This is a genomic window from Kistimonas asteriae (assembly GCF_018263925.1).
Lineage (GTDB): Bacteria > Pseudomonadota > Gammaproteobacteria > Pseudomonadales > Endozoicomonadaceae > Kistimonas > Kistimonas asteriae.
Map to the genome: position 1 here is coordinate 249,285 of NZ_JAEVHF010000001.1, position 16,816 is coordinate 266,100.

General features: G+C 52.6%; 16 protein-coding genes and 1 tRNA gene. 6 read left to right on the top strand and 11 right to left on the bottom strand.

The window, feature by feature from the left end; genetic code table 11:
• Nucleotides 1-2: 2 nt before the first annotated feature.
• Nucleotides 3-299 (top strand): hypothetical protein, encoded by a 297-nt coding sequence (locus tag KHS78_RS01200; protein WP_211824397.1) that lies wholly within the window; start codon nucleotides 3-5, stop codon nucleotides 297-299.
• Here KHS78_RS01200 and ung read toward each other — a convergent pair.
• The 5 genes from ung to prfB all read right to left on the bottom strand — a co-directional run bounded on the left by ung (nucleotide 290) and on the right by prfB (nucleotide 5,000).
• The gene (gene ung, locus KHS78_RS01205; protein WP_211824399.1) at nucleotides 290-1,021 is read right to left on the bottom strand and encodes a uracil-DNA glycosylase; all 732 of its coding nucleotides are present in this window, start codon (nucleotides 1,019-1,021) and stop codon (nucleotides 290-292) included. The genes KHS78_RS01200 and ung overlap by 10 nt on opposite strands.
• Before the next feature lie 2 nt (nucleotides 1,022-1,023).
• Entirely contained in the window at nucleotides 1,024-1,335 is a 312-nt protein-coding gene (locus KHS78_RS01210; protein WP_211824401.1) for a PA3694 family proteiin, read from the bottom strand.
• Between the two features lie 124 nt (nucleotides 1,336-1,459).
• The gene (locus KHS78_RS01215) at nucleotides 1,460-2,164 is read right to left on the bottom strand and encodes a TetR/AcrR family transcriptional regulator (RefSeq protein WP_211824403.1); all 705 of its coding nucleotides are present in this window, start codon (nucleotides 2,162-2,164) and stop codon (nucleotides 1,460-1,462) included.
• A gap of 93 nt (nucleotides 2,165-2,257) precedes the next feature.
• Complete coding sequence (gene lysS, locus KHS78_RS01220) at nucleotides 2,258-3,796, bottom strand: lysine--tRNA ligase (protein ID WP_211824405.1); 1,539 nt, start codon at nucleotides 3,794-3,796, stop codon at nucleotides 2,258-2,260.
• A 108-nt stretch (nucleotides 3,797-3,904) separates the two neighbouring features.
• Nucleotides 3,905-5,000 (bottom strand): peptide chain release factor 2 gene (gene prfB / locus KHS78_RS01225; RefSeq protein ID WP_211824407.1). Its coding sequence is split into 2 segments (ribosomal slippage): nucleotides 3,905-4,927 and nucleotides 4,929-5,000, totalling 1,095 coding nucleotides; the frame shifts between segments, so codons are not numbered across the junction.
• Nucleotides 5,001-5,170: 170 nt separating this feature from the next.
• Between prfB and KHS78_RS01230 the strand changes: the two genes are divergently transcribed.
• The 4 genes from KHS78_RS01230 (at nucleotide 5,171) to KHS78_RS01245 (ending at nucleotide 8,024) form a co-directional block, all read left to right on the top strand.
• On the top strand, nucleotides 5,171-5,554 hold the full coding sequence (locus tag KHS78_RS01230) for a hypothetical protein (RefSeq protein ID WP_211824409.1): 384 nt from the start codon (nucleotides 5,171-5,173) through the stop codon (nucleotides 5,552-5,554).
• Nucleotides 5,555-5,584: 30 nt separating this feature from the next.
• On the top strand, nucleotides 5,585-6,994 hold the full coding sequence (locus KHS78_RS01235) for a class II fumarate hydratase (protein ID WP_211824411.1): 1,410 nt from the start codon (nucleotides 5,585-5,587) through the stop codon (nucleotides 6,992-6,994).
• A gap of 85 nt (nucleotides 6,995-7,079) precedes the next feature.
• Entirely contained in the window at nucleotides 7,080-7,595 is a 516-nt protein-coding gene (gene fldB, locus KHS78_RS01240; protein WP_211824413.1) for a flavodoxin FldB, read from the top strand.
• A 231-nt stretch (nucleotides 7,596-7,826) separates the two neighbouring features.
• Entirely contained in the window at nucleotides 7,827-8,024 is a 198-nt protein-coding gene (locus tag KHS78_RS01245) for a flagellar biosynthesis anti-sigma factor FlgM (RefSeq protein ID WP_211824415.1), read from the top strand.
• Between the two features lie 27 nt (nucleotides 8,025-8,051).
• On the opposite strand, the gene recJ is transcribed toward KHS78_RS01245, so the two are convergent.
• The 5 genes from recJ to KHS78_RS01270 all read right to left on the bottom strand — a co-directional run bounded on the left by recJ (nucleotide 8,052) and on the right by KHS78_RS01270 (nucleotide 14,881).
• A complete protein-coding gene (recJ, locus tag KHS78_RS01250) occupies nucleotides 8,052-9,788 on the bottom strand; it encodes a single-stranded-DNA-specific exonuclease RecJ (protein WP_246505974.1) in 1,737 nt (578 codons plus the stop codon).
• Between the two features lie 127 nt (nucleotides 9,789-9,915).
• Nucleotides 9,916-11,220 carry an MFS transporter gene (locus tag KHS78_RS22540; protein WP_211824417.1) on the bottom strand — a complete coding sequence of 435 codons (1,305 nt, stop codon included), beginning with the start codon at nucleotides 11,218-11,220 and terminating at the stop codon, nucleotides 9,916-9,918.
• Between the two features lie 144 nt (nucleotides 11,221-11,364).
• Nucleotides 11,365-12,759 (bottom strand): threonine synthase, encoded by a 1,395-nt coding sequence (thrC, locus tag KHS78_RS01260; protein ID WP_211824419.1) that lies wholly within the window; start codon nucleotides 12,757-12,759, stop codon nucleotides 11,365-11,367.
• Nucleotides 12,760-12,871: 112 nt separating this feature from the next.
• On the bottom strand, nucleotides 12,872-14,173 hold the full coding sequence (locus tag KHS78_RS01265; RefSeq protein ID WP_211824421.1) for a homoserine dehydrogenase: 1,302 nt from the start codon (nucleotides 14,171-14,173) through the stop codon (nucleotides 12,872-12,874).
• 318 nt (nucleotides 14,174-14,491) lie between these two features.
• Nucleotides 14,492-14,881, bottom strand: a complete 390-nt coding sequence (locus KHS78_RS01270) for a group I truncated hemoglobin (protein WP_211824423.1) — start codon at nucleotides 14,879-14,881, stop codon at nucleotides 14,492-14,494.
• Nucleotides 14,882-15,197: 316 nt separating this feature from the next.
• On the opposite strand from KHS78_RS01270, the gene KHS78_RS01275 reads away from it, so the two are divergent.
• Nucleotides 15,198-15,274: transfer RNA gene (locus tag KHS78_RS01275), tRNA-Pro, on the top strand.
• Between the two features lie 185 nt (nucleotides 15,275-15,459).
• Here KHS78_RS01275 and KHS78_RS01280 read toward each other — a convergent pair.
• On the bottom strand, nucleotides 15,460-16,695 hold the full coding sequence (locus KHS78_RS01280) for an MFS transporter (protein WP_211824425.1): 1,236 nt from the start codon (nucleotides 16,693-16,695) through the stop codon (nucleotides 15,460-15,462).
• Nucleotides 16,696-16,816 lie beyond the last annotated feature (121 nt).

Here is a 16,816-nt window from a genome sequence, read left to right on the forward strand (position 1 = left end):
TCATGGCGACTGAAGACGAAAGCCTGCATAACGCAATCTACGAGAACAACAAGCTCGTTAACAACGTTGAAGACCAACTCAAGCAACTGGATGCCATGCGCCAGGAACTTGGCCTGGAGCAAGGCGCAGGAAAGGCTTTTATGGAGCAGATTCCGGAATCCGCTGAAAAACGTAATGAAGCAGAAAAAGAACTTCAACAACTGGGCTCAACAGCGCCTTCCACCAGCAAGAAAAACCGTAAAAAACAGAAAAAACGCAGCAAGATGGCACGAGCCATGAAAAACAAGCTTCAAATCTGATCCGCTTCCTGCAACGTCGGCTCACTGCTGACAAATCCACTCACATCCGGCAACTGCCAGTCGATCGGTCCTATACCATGAGCAACCAGGTATTCATTCGTTCTGGAAAAAGGGCGGCTACCAAAAAAGCCCCGATATGCCGATAGTGGCGAAGGATGGGCGGACTTGATCACCCCATGACGCTGCGGATCAATGAATGCCCCCTTTTTCTGAGCATACGAACCCCACAGGATAAAAACCAGGTTCTCCCTTTTCTCATTTAACTCAGACACAATTCGGTCGGTAAACTGCTCCCAACCCCGCCCTTGATGTGACGCTGCCTGTTTATGTTCAACCGTCAGCACACTGTTCAGCAGCAGTACGCCCTGCTTTGCCCAATGCTCGAGAAAGCCATGGTTAGCCGGCGGTATACCCAGATCACTTTGTAGCTCCTTGTACATGTTCACCAAAGAAGGAGGAGTCTGCACCTCGGGCCTGACGGAAAAACATAACCCATGCGCCTGCCCCGGTCCATGGTAAGGATCCTGGCCAAGAATCACGACTTTAACTTGGTCAAAAGGCGTGAGATCCAGCGCTCGGAAGTATTCACTGCCTTTCGGGTAGATGCATTTACCGGCTTGTTTTTGTCCCAAAAGAAAGGTTTTGAGATTACGCATGTAATCCTTGGAAAACTCCTCGCTGAGACGCTCCTTCCAGCTTTCTTCAATAACAACGCCAGGCATGATTAAAGCTCCCCATTAAATTCACAGCGAACAGGACGCTGTTTTCTGTCAACCAACAAACCCACTGCCCCTGCCGTTTCTGTAGACTCCAACACCAGGTAATGGTCTATACAACGAGCTCGCTTTTTTGCAGGAATATGGGAGACGTACTGATCTTGTCCAGGCACATTGGCAATCAAGCTGAATTCCGCCATATACATTGCATCAGATTCATTGGAGTGACGAAGATAACCGTAATAATCCAGAACAAAGACGGTTGCTATCAGCGTAACGATGGCAACGGCAAGCAACTGGGCCTGGTGATTTAACTTCATGATATCCCGCTCTATCAGTCTTTGCGGGCATTCTATTACAGGGGCAGGGGTAGAAGGAAACCGCATTCGCAAAGACACGCGAGAATGAATGCCTCTGAGAATACGGTAACAGCATACGCGTCAATCAGCGCAGTACGACATGATGCAGCATGAGTTCAATCTGTCGATGCAGGTAGCCGCGAATAATCGTTTCATCCAGATGATCCGGATTCTGAAGCAAGCCTTCATATTCTACGGTCATGATCGCCGTGAACATCAAACGGGCATCCATCTCTGCATTGTCTGAACCTGCCTGCTTGAAAAATGCCACCAGATCATTCAGCAGGTATTGCTGATGCTTGAAGGCAATTGGTCGCAGGTTTTCATTGCGCAGACACTCCAGCTTGAAGGCCTGCTCTGCCATCAGATAATCCCGGTGATGACGCAGCTGATTGAGTACATAAGCAACCGCCAGGTCCGTCATGGCGTTAATCAGCTGTTGACCGGATTCGGCAGAATCCGAAATGTGCGCGATGGTATTATGGAGCGTACGGTGTGAATCTTCCCAATAGGAACGAAACTTCTCGGCCCCCATTTCGACAAACAGCGTAAACGTGTCGGTAATAAGGTCAGAGATATCCTTGAAATAATATGTGGTAGCAGACAAAGGAACATCCGCCTCCTTAGCAACCGCGCGGTGTCGCACACCTCGAACACCATCCCGCACGACGATACGAAGCGCCGCCTCAAGAATAGCCCGTCGCCGTTGTTCACTGCCGGCTCGACTGGTTTTCCGGCCCTTGTAGGTCAGGCCTTCCACCAATTGTGGTGTTTCTTTGATCGCTTCCATAAGGAATGCCTTGATTTTTCCAGGTTTGCCACGGCCAGTCCCTGGCCCGCCAGTCCTTCGGGTTGGCCGGTGACGAGCACCGGCCAGTCGGTCTTATGCTTCTGGGCGCATATGGGGGAACAGTATCACATCCCGGATAGAGGGTGAGTCAGTAAACAGCATGGCCAGACGGTCAATGCCGATACCTTCGCCTGCCGTCGGCGGCAGGCCATATTCCAGCGCCCGAATATAGTCTGCATCATAGTGCATGGCTTCGTCATCACCGGCGTCTTTTTCCTGCACCTGCTGCATGAAACGTTCATGCTGGTCTTCAGGGTCATTCAGCTCGGAGAAGCCGTTAGCCAACTCGCGACCGCCGACAAAGAACTCGAAACGATCGGTAATGTGCGGGTTATCGTCATTACGACGTGCCAGCGGTGAAACTTCCGCCGGGTACTCTGTAATGAAGGTCGGCTGAATCAGCTGGTGCTCAGCGGTTTCTTCGAAGATCTCAGTCTGAATCTTGCCCAGACCCCAGATCTCTTTCACTTGAATACCCAGGCTTTCAGCCACCGCTTTGGCGGATTCGCGGTCAGACAGCTGCTCACGGGTGATGTCCGGGCGGTAATGCATAATGGATTCCACCATCGACATACGCACAAACGGCTTACCCAGATCATATTCGACGGTTTCCGCCACCTCACCGCTCTTGTCGTAAATCGTGTTGGTGATAGTGGTGGAACCCAGAATATCCTGCGCCAGTGTACGCAGCATATCTTCGGTGAGATCCATCAGGTCACGGTAATCGGCATAGGCCTGGTAGAATTCCAGCATGGTGAATTCCGGGTTATGCCGGGTGGACAGACCTTCATTACGGAAGTTACGGTTGATTTCAAACACCCGCTCGAAGCCACCCACAACGAGACGCTTCAGGTACAGCTCCGGTGCAATACGGAGGTACATACCGATATCCAGGCTGTTGTGGTGGGTGACGAATGGACGCGCGGTGGCGCCACCAGGGATCACCTGCAGCATGGGCGTTTCTACTTCCATGTAATCACGCTCTGCCAGGTAACGGCGAATACCGTCTACCAGCTTGGAACGGATACGGAACACTTCACGGGAACGCTCGCTGGTGATCAGGTCAACATAGCGCTGACGATAACGCAGCTCCATGTCAGCCAGACCCTTGTGCTTTTCAGGCAGCGGACGCAGTGACTTGGACAGCAGTTCGAACTGCTCGATATTGACGTACAGATCACCTTTGCCGGAACGCTGCAGGGTGCCGGAAACACCGATGGAGTCGCCCAGGTCAAGCGTTTTGATCTCTGCCAGGGTGTCAGCGGCCAGTGACTTACGATCCACATACAACTGGATGCGGCCGGACATATCCTGCAGCACCATGAAAGCACCACGGTTCAACATGACACGACCAGCGACGCTTACCTGGATACCGGCCTCAGCCAGACCGTCTTTACTGGCATCTTTATACGCTTCCTGCAGTTTGCCCGCATAGTGCTCACGGCGGAAGGTATTGGGAAACGCGTTACGCTTTTCACGGATCGCGGCCAGTTTCTCACGGCGCATGGCAATCAGGCGGTTTTCGTCCTGTTGTTCTGTCACGCTGTTCTCGGAAGCGGTTTCGTTCGACATGTTAGGTAGCTGTCCTGAAAACTCAGGGAGCGGGCCTCGCCCGCTCCGGATTGGAATCAATGATAGAAGATGGCACAGATTTTTTCCCGATCATATACGGGGGGACGCTTAAAGTCCCTGTTTCAGACTGGCCTCAATAAACTTGTCCAGATCGCCATCCAGTACCGCATTACAGTTACTGGTTTCCACGCCTGTACGCAAATCCTTGATGCGGGATGCATCCAGTACATAGGAGCGAATCTGGCTGCCCCAGCCGATATCCGACTTGCTGTCTTCCAGCGCCTGCTGATCCGCCGTGCGCTTCTGCATTTCCAGCTCGTAGAGTTTGGCCTTCAGCTGCTGCATGGCCTTGTCACGGTTCTGGTGCTGAGAACGCTGGTTCTGGCACTGTACGACAATACCCGACGGCATATGGGTAATACGGATCGCCGAGTCCGTGGTGTTAACGTGCTGACCACCTGCACCACTGGAACGGTACGTATCGACCCGCAGGTCCGCCGGGTTGATTTCAATCTCTATATTGTCATCAATTTCCGGAGATACAAATACCGATGAAAACGACGTATGCCGGCGATTACCGGAGTCAAACGGCGACTTACGCACCAGACGATGAACACCGGTTTCCGTTCTCAGCCAGCCAAAGGCATACTCGCCGGTAAACTGCACTGTCGCGGACTTGATACCTGCCACTTCACCGGCAGAAACTTCGATAATTTCCGTTTTGAAACCGCGTTTTTCGCCCCAGCGCAGGTACATGCGCAGCAGTATGTTGGCCCAGTCCTGAGCTTCTGTGCCCCCGGAACCCGCCTGAATATCCAGATAGGCGTTATTCGCATCCATCTCACCGGAAAACATGCGCCGGAATTCCAGCTGCTCCAGGTGATGCCCGAGGCTTTCCAATTCAACGACGATTTCATCCACACCGTCGCTGTCGCCTTCTTCAACGGCCATGTCCAGCAGTTCCTGAGCATCCATCAGACCCTGGGTCAGATCCTCAATGGTCCGTACCACCCCTTCCAGCTGAGAGCGCTCGCGCCCCAGCGCCTGGGCATTTTCCGGATTATTCCAGACAGCCGGGTCTTCCAACTCTCTTTCAACTTCTACCAACCGGTCTTTCTTGTTGGCGTAGTCAAAGATACCCCCTGAGCACAGTGGTGCGCTCGGTCATATCTTTGATGTTATTCACGATGGGATTGACTTCCATTACTGTAATTCCGCGCTGAATCTTGTTACTGAGACAAAGCCGATAACTGTACCAGATTGCCTGTCAGGACAAAATACACTCACCACGACCGATCTCTGGAAGCATGATGACTTGAATATTTAATGAGAATGATTATCATTTATTAAAATATGTATTTGGGTGATACTGCCATGATGAAAGCAAACCCCAATCTGGCTGAGCAAGAGCAGGTGCTTCACCAGACCCGCCTTGATTTCATGAGCACAGGGGCTGATCCCGATAGCCCCGGCCTGATTGATCGTTACCTTGACCAAGCTATCACCCTGGCGGACATCCTGCAGCAGTCTGGCAAGCGCTTTCAGCAGGAAGCCCTGCTGTTCAGTGTTTTTAATGATCTGCTGAACGCTATTGCCGATCCCCTGCGCCCCAGGGTGTTTCGCACCAATTGTCTGGACCGGCTCTATCGCCCCCTAGTGAGTCTGAACCACTTTTATGGCAGCCATCCCAGAGGTAAAGCTTCACTCAGGAAACTACACTGGGAAATGCAGCTGGTAAGCCACTACTTCTCACCCTGACCCTGTGACAATTGTAAAGGAATCAAGGCCATGCCAAGCAAATCAAAAGGAGCCACCCGAACAGAGGCCGACAGCATGGGTGAAGTCACCGTTGCTGCCGATGCGCTCTATGGCGCCCAAACCCAACGTGCCATCGACAATTTCCCTGTCAGTGGCCTGCACATGCCAGACGGCTTTATTCGTGCGCTGATTCTTATCAAGCAAACAACCGCTGATACCAATCGCGCATTGAAACTGCTCGATGACGGCCGCGCAGATGCCATCATTAATGCGTGCTCCAAACTGCTGGAAGCACCCACCATGTCAGCATGGAGCCAGCATTTCCCCGTCGATGTATTCCAGACCGGTTCCGGTACCAGCAGCAACATGAACGCCAACGAGGTGATTTCCCACCTGGCATCCGAAATGCTCGGGGAACCTGTCAGCCCCAATGACCATGTCAACATGAGTCAAAGCAGCAATGATGTCATACCAACAGCCATTCATCTCAGTGCAGCTCTGGCGCTGGACGCATCATTGCTGCCGGCGTTGAAACATCTGGAAGCCATCATTCGAGGTAAAGCAGACAGCGTTGATCAAATCATCAAAACCGGCCGCACCCATTTAATGGATGCCATGCCGATCAGAATGAGCCAGGAACTTAATGGCTGGGCTGATCAAATCCTTCATGCCCGCGAAATGATGGAAACGGCAAGACCCGCCCTGCATCGACTGGCGCAGGGTGGCACTGCGGTTGGCAGTGGCATCAATGCCCATCCGGATTTTGCGACACGTTTTGCCCAGACACTGACCAGCAAGACTGGTATTGCCTTCTCCCCATCCCGACAGTGCTTTGCCAGTCTGTCAGGTCAGGATGCGGCCGTCACACTGTCAGGCCACCTGAAAACACTGGCGACCGCACTGATGAAAATCAGTAATGATTTGCGATGGATGAATTCTGGCCCACTGGCCGGACTTGGCGAAATTGCACTCGAAGCATTACAACCCGGTTCATCCATCATGCCCGGCAAAGTGAACCCGGTGATTCCTGAAGCCGTCGCCATGGTTTCTGCACAGGTGATCGGTAATGACACCACCATCACCCTTGCCGGTCAGTCCGGCAATTTCCAGTTGAATGTCATGCTTCCAGTCATTGCCTACAACCTGCTGCAAAGCATCGACCTGTTGACCAACAGTGCCACGCTACTGGCAGACCGGGCAATCACTACATTTACGGTTAACCAGGACAATCTCAATAAAGCGTTGGCGCTGAATCCTATCCTGGTCACAGCACTCAACTCTAAAATTGGCTATCTGAAAGCAGCCGAAATCGCCAAGAAAGCCTATAAGGAAGGCCGCCCAATTATCGATGTTGCAGAACAGGAAACCGATCTCACCCGCGAGGAACTGCAACACCTGCTGGATCCTGCCGCCCTCACTCAGGGAGGCATACCGGACTAATGCAACATACATGCTTCACCCCTGCCGCAAGGCGCTGATAGTGTTTTTCTTCGAGATAGTTTTTGCTCTATAAGGTGTACGACACGTGTCTAAAATAGGACTTTTCTTTGGTAGTGATACCGGCAATACGGAAGTGATCGCCCGCAAACTGGCGGAACGACTGACCGGTGCAGAAATCGATTTATACAATATTGCCGAAGCCGGTCCGGATGATATGGATCGCTATGACAAACTGATTCTGGGGATTCCTACCTGGGACTTCGGCGGTATACAGGAGGACTGGGAAAACTTCTGGCCCAGCCTGGAAGTACTGGATTTTTCCGGTAAGACCGTCGCTCTGTTTGGCCTGGGTGACCAGTTCGGTTTCGGGGACTACTTCCTTGATGCCATGGGACTGCTTTATGACGTCATCGTGGCACAGAAAGCCACCGTCGTTGGCTTCTGGTCAACGGAAGGGTACGACTTCGAGGAATCCAAAGCACTGACACCGGACGGCAGCCATTTTGTTGGACTCGCCATTGATGAAGACCAGCAATTCAACCTGACCGAACAGCGCCTGAATACGTGGTCGCAGCAACTAATCCAAGCATTTGAGTTGTAGAAGATTCCATTGAAACACTCTAGCCTGCCGCCACAATCATCCTCTCCGTAACGATAACGAATGGCTGTCAATGTGCCTCTTCGAATACATTGGCAGTTTTCCCACCCCAACAGCACAGCTGGAAAATTTGATTCATTTGTGATTAGCATAGTGATTACTGTTTAATCACAACAGTGATCTGATAACGAACATCAGACTAACCATAAAATTCATTTCTTGAGTGTGTAAATCATGCCCAAAACCAACACATCACCCCCTGAAGAGCCATTAAAACCAAATGTAACGCCTGAACCGGATATTGACTGGAACCGGATAGAGGAAGCTCGTCTAGCTATCGCTAACGGAAAGTTATCGATTGACCCCAATCGTCTGGCTCAAAAAATCATAGCACTGGAAATAGCTATTGAGAGATCCAGTCCAAAGCCATGATTCTGCCATCTTGCATTCAATACCCTCTTATCCAGCAGGTTCCAGGTGGTCAACCAGTAACTGTAATGTGCGGTTACCGCGAAATTCATTGATATCCAGCTTATAGACCGCCCGTACTTTTTTGACGGACAGATCCGGCCATGTACCAGTATCGACATTGAAAGCAATACCATCAATCCAGTGATCCGCGCCGGGACACATCAGGACCATCTTCAGATGTTTTTCACCCACAAGGCGCTGCTCGATCAATTCAAAGCATCCGTCAAAGACCGGCTCGGGAAAATTCTGCCCCCACGGACCGGCCTCTCTTAGCAATTCGGCCGTTGCCATTGTGAAGTCATTCATTGCCAGCTCCCCGTCTGTCAACATAAGAGCTTTTAACTGGTCTTCCTTAATAATGCGCCGCGCTTCCTCATCAAAGGCTGCCGCAAACCGGTCATAGTCTTTCTGTCGTATGCTCAATCCGGCCGCCATGGCATGACCACCAAACTTCAGGAGCAACCCGGGATTACGGGTGGCAATGGCATCCAGCGCATCGCGTATGTGAAAGCCGGGAATGGAACGGGCTGACCCTTTGATTTCACCGTCCTGACTGGCGGCAAATGCAATCACCGGACGGTGCAGCTTTTCTTTCACCCGAGACGCCAGGATACCAATCACCCCCTGGTGCCAATCCTCCTGAAACAGGCACAGCCCCCATGGAAGCGTCTGTTCTTCATCCAGTTCCAGCCTGGCCAGCGCACGCAAGGCATCATCACGCATACCCGACTCAATGGATTTGCGCTCTTCGTTCAAGCTATCGAGCTCTGCCGCCATCTGCCGCGCCTGCAGAATGTCGTCAGTCAGCAGCAGTTCAATACCCAGGGACATATCATCCAACCGACCCGCAGCATTCAGGCGAGGCCCCAATGCAAACCCCAAATCCGTTGCCGACAACGTATCCCTGCGACGCCTGGCGACATCCACCAGTGCCAGAATACCCGCACAGGCACGTCCAGCACGAATACGCGCCAGACCTTGGTGAACCAGAATCCGATTATTGGTATCGAGGCTGACAACATCGGCGACCGTACCCAATGCCACCAGATCCAGCAAATCTGCCATATTCGGTTTTGCCATGCCGCTTTGGCTGAACCAGCCACGCTCCTCCAGCGTCGTACGAAGGGCACAAAGTACATAGAAGATAATGCCGACGCCCGCCGTATTTTTTCCGGGGAAAGGGCACTCCGGCTGATTAGGGTTTACTATCGCATCCGCCGCAGGTAGTTCTTTCCCTGCCAGGTGGTGATCGGTCACAACCACCTGTATCCCCAGCGCTCTGGCAGCTTCTACCCCAGCCATGCTGGAAATACCATTGTCGACGGTCACCAGAACATCGGGCTGTTTCGCCGTGGCGACTTCAACAATTTCCGGTGTCAGCCCATAGCCATATTCGAATCGGTTCGGCACTAGGTAATCCACCCAGGCCGCCCCCATGGCACGTAGTGCCCTGACGGCAAGGGCACTGCTGGTTGCACCATCACAGTCAAAATCCCCGACAATCAATATACGACTACGACTGCTTATAGCATCAGCCAGTATCGTCGCAGCTTCCCGGATACCCTTAAGGTCTTCATAGCGGTACAACCCCTTGAGAGTTCGGGCAAGATCCTGATCATTCAGCACGCCACGCGCAGCATAGATACGCTGTAGCAACAGAGGCATGTCAGCTGGGAACGAGGCATGGGACAGATCGGGTGTGCGTTGCACGATAGATAGTGTCATAGAGGAACTACAGTGTAGTGAATGAGAAAGCCGGCGGCGCTTACTGATCATCCATTCTACCAGTAAGCACCAGGACTCTACACATCTATGACACCGATGCATTGATACTGCGTTTAGCAGAACGGCATCAACTTATACACCCATCGTTGTTTATCATGCCAGTCTTCACATCATGCCTGTCCCGTGTCATGTAAAGCACCAGACAGGCAATACAGGTGACAGCCATCAAGAGCAAAACCGGTGACCAGACGATGTCCGTTTTTTGTATCAACCAGGTTGCGGCCAGCGGTGCGCAACCACCAAATATCGCAAAGCCCGTGTTGTAGGTAAAACCAATCCCCGTATACCTGACGGCGGCCGGAAAAAGCTGGAGCAACATACCCGGTCCGGCAATACTGACAACACCGGTCAGAAAGGCACCCAGAATAAACGCAGGCGCCAGCCACTGTTCTGACTGTGCCGGCAAATAAAATATTGGAAACATCAGCAGAAATTCCATAATGACCGCAAAGACAAACACTTTACGGATACCCACTCGATCCGCCACAAAACCTACACCAACAGAACATAGCCCTGCCAATAACAACACGACGCCCCCCGTCAGCGACAGCCATTGCCGGGATTCGGTAAATACCGTTTCGAGATAGGTTGGCCAAAACACATTAATGAGAATGGTTGTTGTGCTGTTAAGGGCGATACAAAGCACACCACACAACACGGCTCCCCTGTGACGCTTAAACAACGCCGCCAACGGCACAGCCTCAATTCCTCCCTGGCATTGAAGCTGTGTGAATGACAGCGTTTCCTGAAAACGGGTTCTGATCACAAACCCGATTACCCCCAGCAATCCGCCGATCCAGAAGGGGATACGCCAGCCGAAGGCTGCCATGGCGTCAATCGTCATGAGCAGCAGTAACCCGGCATGTATCAGGTATCCCAGGGTCAGCCCGGCGAACATACCCAGCACAATGCAACCACAGCCGGCATAGCACTGTTTTGGCAGAATCTCACGAATATACGTGAATGCCCCTCCCGACTCTCCGCCCATGGACAACCCCTGCAGCAACCGCAGCATGAGCAGGGCGACAGGCGCGGCAACGCCTATCTCACGGTATCCGGGCAAACACCCCATAAGCGCTGTCGATAACGCCATCAGTAACAGGGTCCAGGCAAAGGGCTTCTTCCGCCCTCGGCGGTCACCATGGTGGCCGAACAACACACCGCCGAGTGGACGGATAAGATAACCGGCACTGAAAGTGGCGAAGGTTAACAGCAACCCTTCCACCTGCGCTTCGGCAGGAAAAAAAACGGATGACAGGTAAGGCGCCATCAAGGCATAAATCAGAAAGTCGTAGGTTTCCAGCACACAACCCAGTGCTGTGATAATGACAAACTTCCGCGTTTTAATGTTGCTATTCTCTGCGCTGTTCACTGCATCAATCCTTTTTTAAAACAGAAAAACATGGCACACAGGCGGGCAGCTGCCAGATTTTTTCTCTATGAAGGATTCAGGCAAAACAGCAATCAACAAAAAGGCCGGTATTTTTACCGGCCTTTAGTGAAAGTTGACAACAACTTAGCGCAGTGTCGTGGCAATAAACTCATGCACGACTGAGAGCGAATTGGGCAACACTCCCATCCGCTCTTCCCGGCTATGCAGATCCTGCAGATGATGCGGCAACGCCGGGGCATCCAGTCCTGCCGCCAGAATGGCATCCGGAAACTTGACCGGGTGCGCCGTAGCCAGCGTGATCACCGGCACCTCACTGGAAGCATGGCAGTCACGTGCAGCTTTGACACCTATCGCGGAGTGAGGATCCAACAGGTATCCGGTCTGGTCGAAGACCTGCCGAATCATCGCAACGGTTTCATCGTCATTGGCACACTGGCTATCAAACAGGGTTTTGACTGATTGCCACCTGGACTCATCAATGGAGATCGCACCTGAGGCATCAAACTCTGCCATCAACTCAGCCATCGCCTTGCCGTCGCGATTATGGAGATCAAACAGCAAACGCTCAAAGTTGCTGGAAACCATAATGTCCATACTCGGTGACAAGGTATGCCCCAACGATTCCTTACGGTAACTGTTGGCACTGAAGAATCGATGCAGGATGTCATTACGATTCGTGCCCACTATCAGCTGCTGGACAGGCAATCCCATTCCACGAGCAATATAGCCGGCAAAAATATCCCCGAAATTCCCCGTGGGCACGGCAAAGGAAACTGGACGGGACGGACCACCCAGCGACAATGCCGCATGGAAGTAATACACCACCTGCGCCATAATCCGTGCCCAGTTGATGGAATTCACCGCTACCAGCCGGCGCTCCCCATTCAGAAAACCCTGCTCTGCAAAGCTGGCCTTCACGATCGCCTGACAGTCATCAAAATTCCCTTCAATCGCCAGGTTGTGCACATTATCACTGAGCACCGTGGTCATCTGACGGCGCTGAACTTCAGACACCCGGTTATGGGGATGCATGATGAAAATATCGACGTGATCGCTGTGGCGACACCCTTCGATGGCAGCAGAGCCGGTATCGCCGGAGGTGGCGCCCAATATAACCGCCCGCTCATCGCGCTGGGTCAGGAAATGATCCAACAGACGCCCCAGTAATTGCAGGGCGAAATCCTTGAACGCCAATGTTGGACCATGGAACAATTCCATCACCCACTCATTGGGGCCCAACTGAGTCAGCGGTGCGACGGCACTGTGACTGAAACCCGCATAGGTTTCTTCAATAATCGTTCTAAGTCGTTCATCAGGAATGGTGCCGCCCACAAACGGACGGATAATTTCATAGGCCAGCCCGGAATAAGACAATCCGGCAAACCCGGCAATCTGGTCAGCGGAAAAACGGGGAAGTTCTTCGGGAACATAGAGACCACCGTCCGACGCCAGGCCGGCCAGCAGTACATTTTCAAAATCCAGCGCGGGGGCAGCGCCACGGGTACTGATATATTTCACACTGTCTTCCTGCTGTGCTTCCGTTTATGACGGCGCCTGCGCACCTGTTATTCTGACCACCCTGTCCGTCGTGGGTTCACAGGCTACGGACAGGGCAACAGGGATGGATCGCTTACTTCTCCAGGTGATCAACACGAATCCGGATAATGGAACCGGTCACATCCGCGAGCTGCTCCAGCTCAATGATTGCGGTATCCATGATGGCCTCAAGGGTTTCATGGGTAAGGATCACAATGTCGGCGCAGCCGTCACCTTCACGCACTTCTTTCTGCATGAGCGCATCAATATTGATGCCATTATGGCTGAGGATCTCGGTCACACGGGTAAGCACACCCGGCTGGTCGCTGACATGGAGCCGCAGGTAATAACTGCAGTGAATCTTGTCAATCGGCAGCACCGGAATCTGCGGATCACTTTCAACAAAGCCCAGGGGCGCAACCGCTGCGGCTGGCGCATCCAGCAATCTCGCCACATCCAGGATATCGGCAATTACGGCGGAAGCCGTCGCGTCACTGCCGGCACCGGGTCCGTAATAGAGGGTCTGCCCCACCGCATCACCCTCCATCAATACCGCGTTCATCACACCATCTACGCTCGCCAGCAGGTGCGTTGCCGGTACCAGCGTCGGGTGTACGCGCAGTTCGACACCATCACTACGGCGGCGGGCAATCCCCAGGTGTTTCATCCGGTAACCTAATTCGGTGGCGTATTGAATATCCTGAGGTGTAATGGCGCTGATGCCTTCGGTATAGGCCTTATCGAAATGCAGGGGGATACCAAAGGCATTGGACGCCAGAATGGTCAGTTTGTGCGCGGCATCAATCCCTTCCACATCGAAGGTCGGGTCAGCTTCTGCATAACCCAGTTCCTGGGCCTGCTTGAGGACATCAGCAAACGGGCTGCCCTTGTCGCGCATTTCGGTCAGGATGAAGTTACCGGTGCCGTTGATGATACCGGCCAGCCACTGAATGCGGTTGGCAGAAAGCCCTTCCCGCAGCGCCTTGATCGCAGGAATGCCACCCGCCACACCCGCTTCATAGGCGACAATCACACCCTGCTCCCGGGCGGCGGCAAAAATCTCATTGCCGTGCTCAGCAATAAGCGCCTTGTTTGCGGTCACCACATGCTTGCCATTGGCGATCGCGGTCAATACCAGTTTCTTCGCGGTGTCGTAACCGCCAATCAGTTCAACCAGTACATCGATATCAGGATTATTGGCGACATCAAAGATATCACGGGTCACATTCATCCCCGTGGTGTCACAGGCAGGATTATCCCGCCTTGCGCCAATCTGCACGATTTCTACACTGCGTCCCAACCGCCGGGTAATTTCCTCGCGGTTCCGGACAAGTACGTTCACGGTTCCACTGCCGACTGTTCCCAGTCCACAGATGCCTACTCTGACCGGTTTCAAACTGGCACCCCGCTTTATGACACGCCGACGATGCGACGGCTGTTCTTTTATGTTTATAGCTTTTTTCGGGTTCATGACCCGACTGGTGACCGATTATAGCCTTAACATCAAGCATTCTGCGACCGTTAACGGCCTGTTAAATGAACAGGGAAAACATCGGAAATGGGGAGAATAGCAAGATAAAGACTACTCACACAGGAGCAGTATCAGAATAACGAATCAACTGAATCCACCAGCAGACTGACTGTCTGCCCAAATGGCCACCCGTCACCAGTAAAGCAAACAACGCCCTGTCAAGATAGCGTACCTGACAAAGCATCACCCTTCATAAGGATCAATATGGCCGGAATCAGAGCGTTGTACGACATCTTTTCGTGTGGCCTCCACGATGCCAAGCACCTCTTTTCGCAACGCTTCATCAACCTCAATCTCCACCAGAGTCTCTTCCAGACAGTTGGCGACAATATCAAATTCAGCGTCGGTAATACCCAGGCCGGCATGGGCTTCTCGAAGCCCCCTGACCTCATCATCCAACGGGCCTTCAAACGCAATCGAGAGAAAAGCCGCCTGTTTTCTGGCCAGTTTGTCGATATCAAGGTTATAGAAATAATGCCCCACTACGGGATGATTCGACACCTTGTCATAGAAGACATTCACTGCCAGCAAAATAGCCTGACCACCGCCAATGCGATCATAAAGCGATGCCATAATTCCCTTTCCCCTTAAGCCATTCTTTTTCTGATGCCTGACAAAACCATGACCTCCGATCATTCATTTGCTCGAATGCACAAGCATTGCTCACATGGCTGTTACGAATAATCTTTTCCTATTCATACAGCTTATGTGCTCACTGCCCCATTACAAGCGGACGTTACAGTATTTCCCCAACCTGGGGCCACACAACACTATTGAGCATTTTGTAAAAAAACGCTGACACCAAAAAAAACTTTTGAATTACAGAACGTTATCCTTTAAAGTACGCGCCGCACCCAACGAGACGGTTCACGAATCACGGGTGAGATAACGGGGTATAGCGCAGTCTGGTAGCGCGCCTGCTTTGGGAGCAGGATGTCGGGAGTTCGAATCTCTCTACCCCGACCACATTCTGAAAGCCTGTCACTGACAGGCTTTTTTTATGCCTGACATTTTCTGATTCACCTCCCCAGCCTCACTCTGCGTAACGCAACACATTACCCAATAAAAAAGCCCTGTTTTATCAACAAGGCTTTTGGCGATCCCGCCACCAGCATCTAGCCAAGGTATTCATCTGACCCATCTCACCGGAATCATTTATCCACCAAGGCATCCTGATCGGTTCTCGGGTTAATCTCTGACACCACCGGAGTATGACCCGGCATAGGCACAAACACCTCTTCGGGGCCGGTAATAATCGGCGGACGCTGCCGCAGACGGAAGATAAAGAAGACCGCCAGCGCTAACATAACCACCGCAAGCGAGACAAACAGACCATTCGGCGCAAGCTTCATGGCCACCGAGGAACCCAGCGGTCCGATGGTAGCGCCCAGACTATAAGCCAGAAGCATCCCCTGTGTCGCCGCCACCATATCCTCCGGCGGCATATGGTCACAACCATGACTAATAGCCAAGGGGTACAACGTAAATATCACGCCCCCCAACAGGAAGAGCCAAACCCACATTAAGGTACTGAATAGCGACAATATCAGGAATACCGATACTGCCACCCCCAGGAAGCTGATCGCAATTAACACCTTACGACGGTCCACCCGGTCAGAAAGACGCCCGACCGGGTATTGCAGCAACATCCCACCCAGAATGGTGATGGCCACCAGATTACCGGTGGTTTTATCATCCACCCCCTGATCCGCAAAATGCAGCGGCAGCAGGCCATACAATGAACCAATCGCCAGACCACTGGCCATGCACCCCAGCAGACCGGAAGGTGTCAGCTGATATAGCTTGAAAATATTCAGCGCTGACGGCGGATGAATGGGTGGCGCCGGCAAGCGGGTCAGCGAAGGTGGCATACTGGAGGCCGCCAACAAAGCCAAAATCACCAGGAATGGCGCGTAGCCTTCCACCCCAAACGGTCCGAGGAACATCTGACCTGCCGCACTCGCCCCATAATAGGAAATCATATACAGCGCCAGCAGCGTGCCCCGATTAGACGGTTCACTCCCCGATAACAGCCACGACTCAACCACCAGGAAGATCCCGGCCACAGCAATCCCTGACAATAACCGCAACACCTGCCAGAGCACCAGGTCGCTGACCAATCCCTGTATACCGACGACGGTTCCCAACAGCGCCATGAAGGCTGCAAATGCCCGAATATGCCCAATGGCGCTAATAATGCGCTCCGTTCGAAAAGCCCCCAACAGCAAACCAAAATGATACAACGCGGCCGCCAGACCAATTTCGAAACTGCCGCTCCCCTCCAGGTTCAAGCGCAACGGGACCAGCGACATCAAATAACCATTTGCCGCAGAAAAAATGGTCAACCCCACCAGCGGCGCCACGAAGGAACGAAACCCGCCAAACATAGAACACCCTCAAAACAGGAAGTGAGCAGAAAATGGCGCAATCTATCATGCAGAAAGCCCCTACACGCATCAGCATATACCGTGATCAGACATGGCAGACCGCAGACTTCCTGATCGAAAA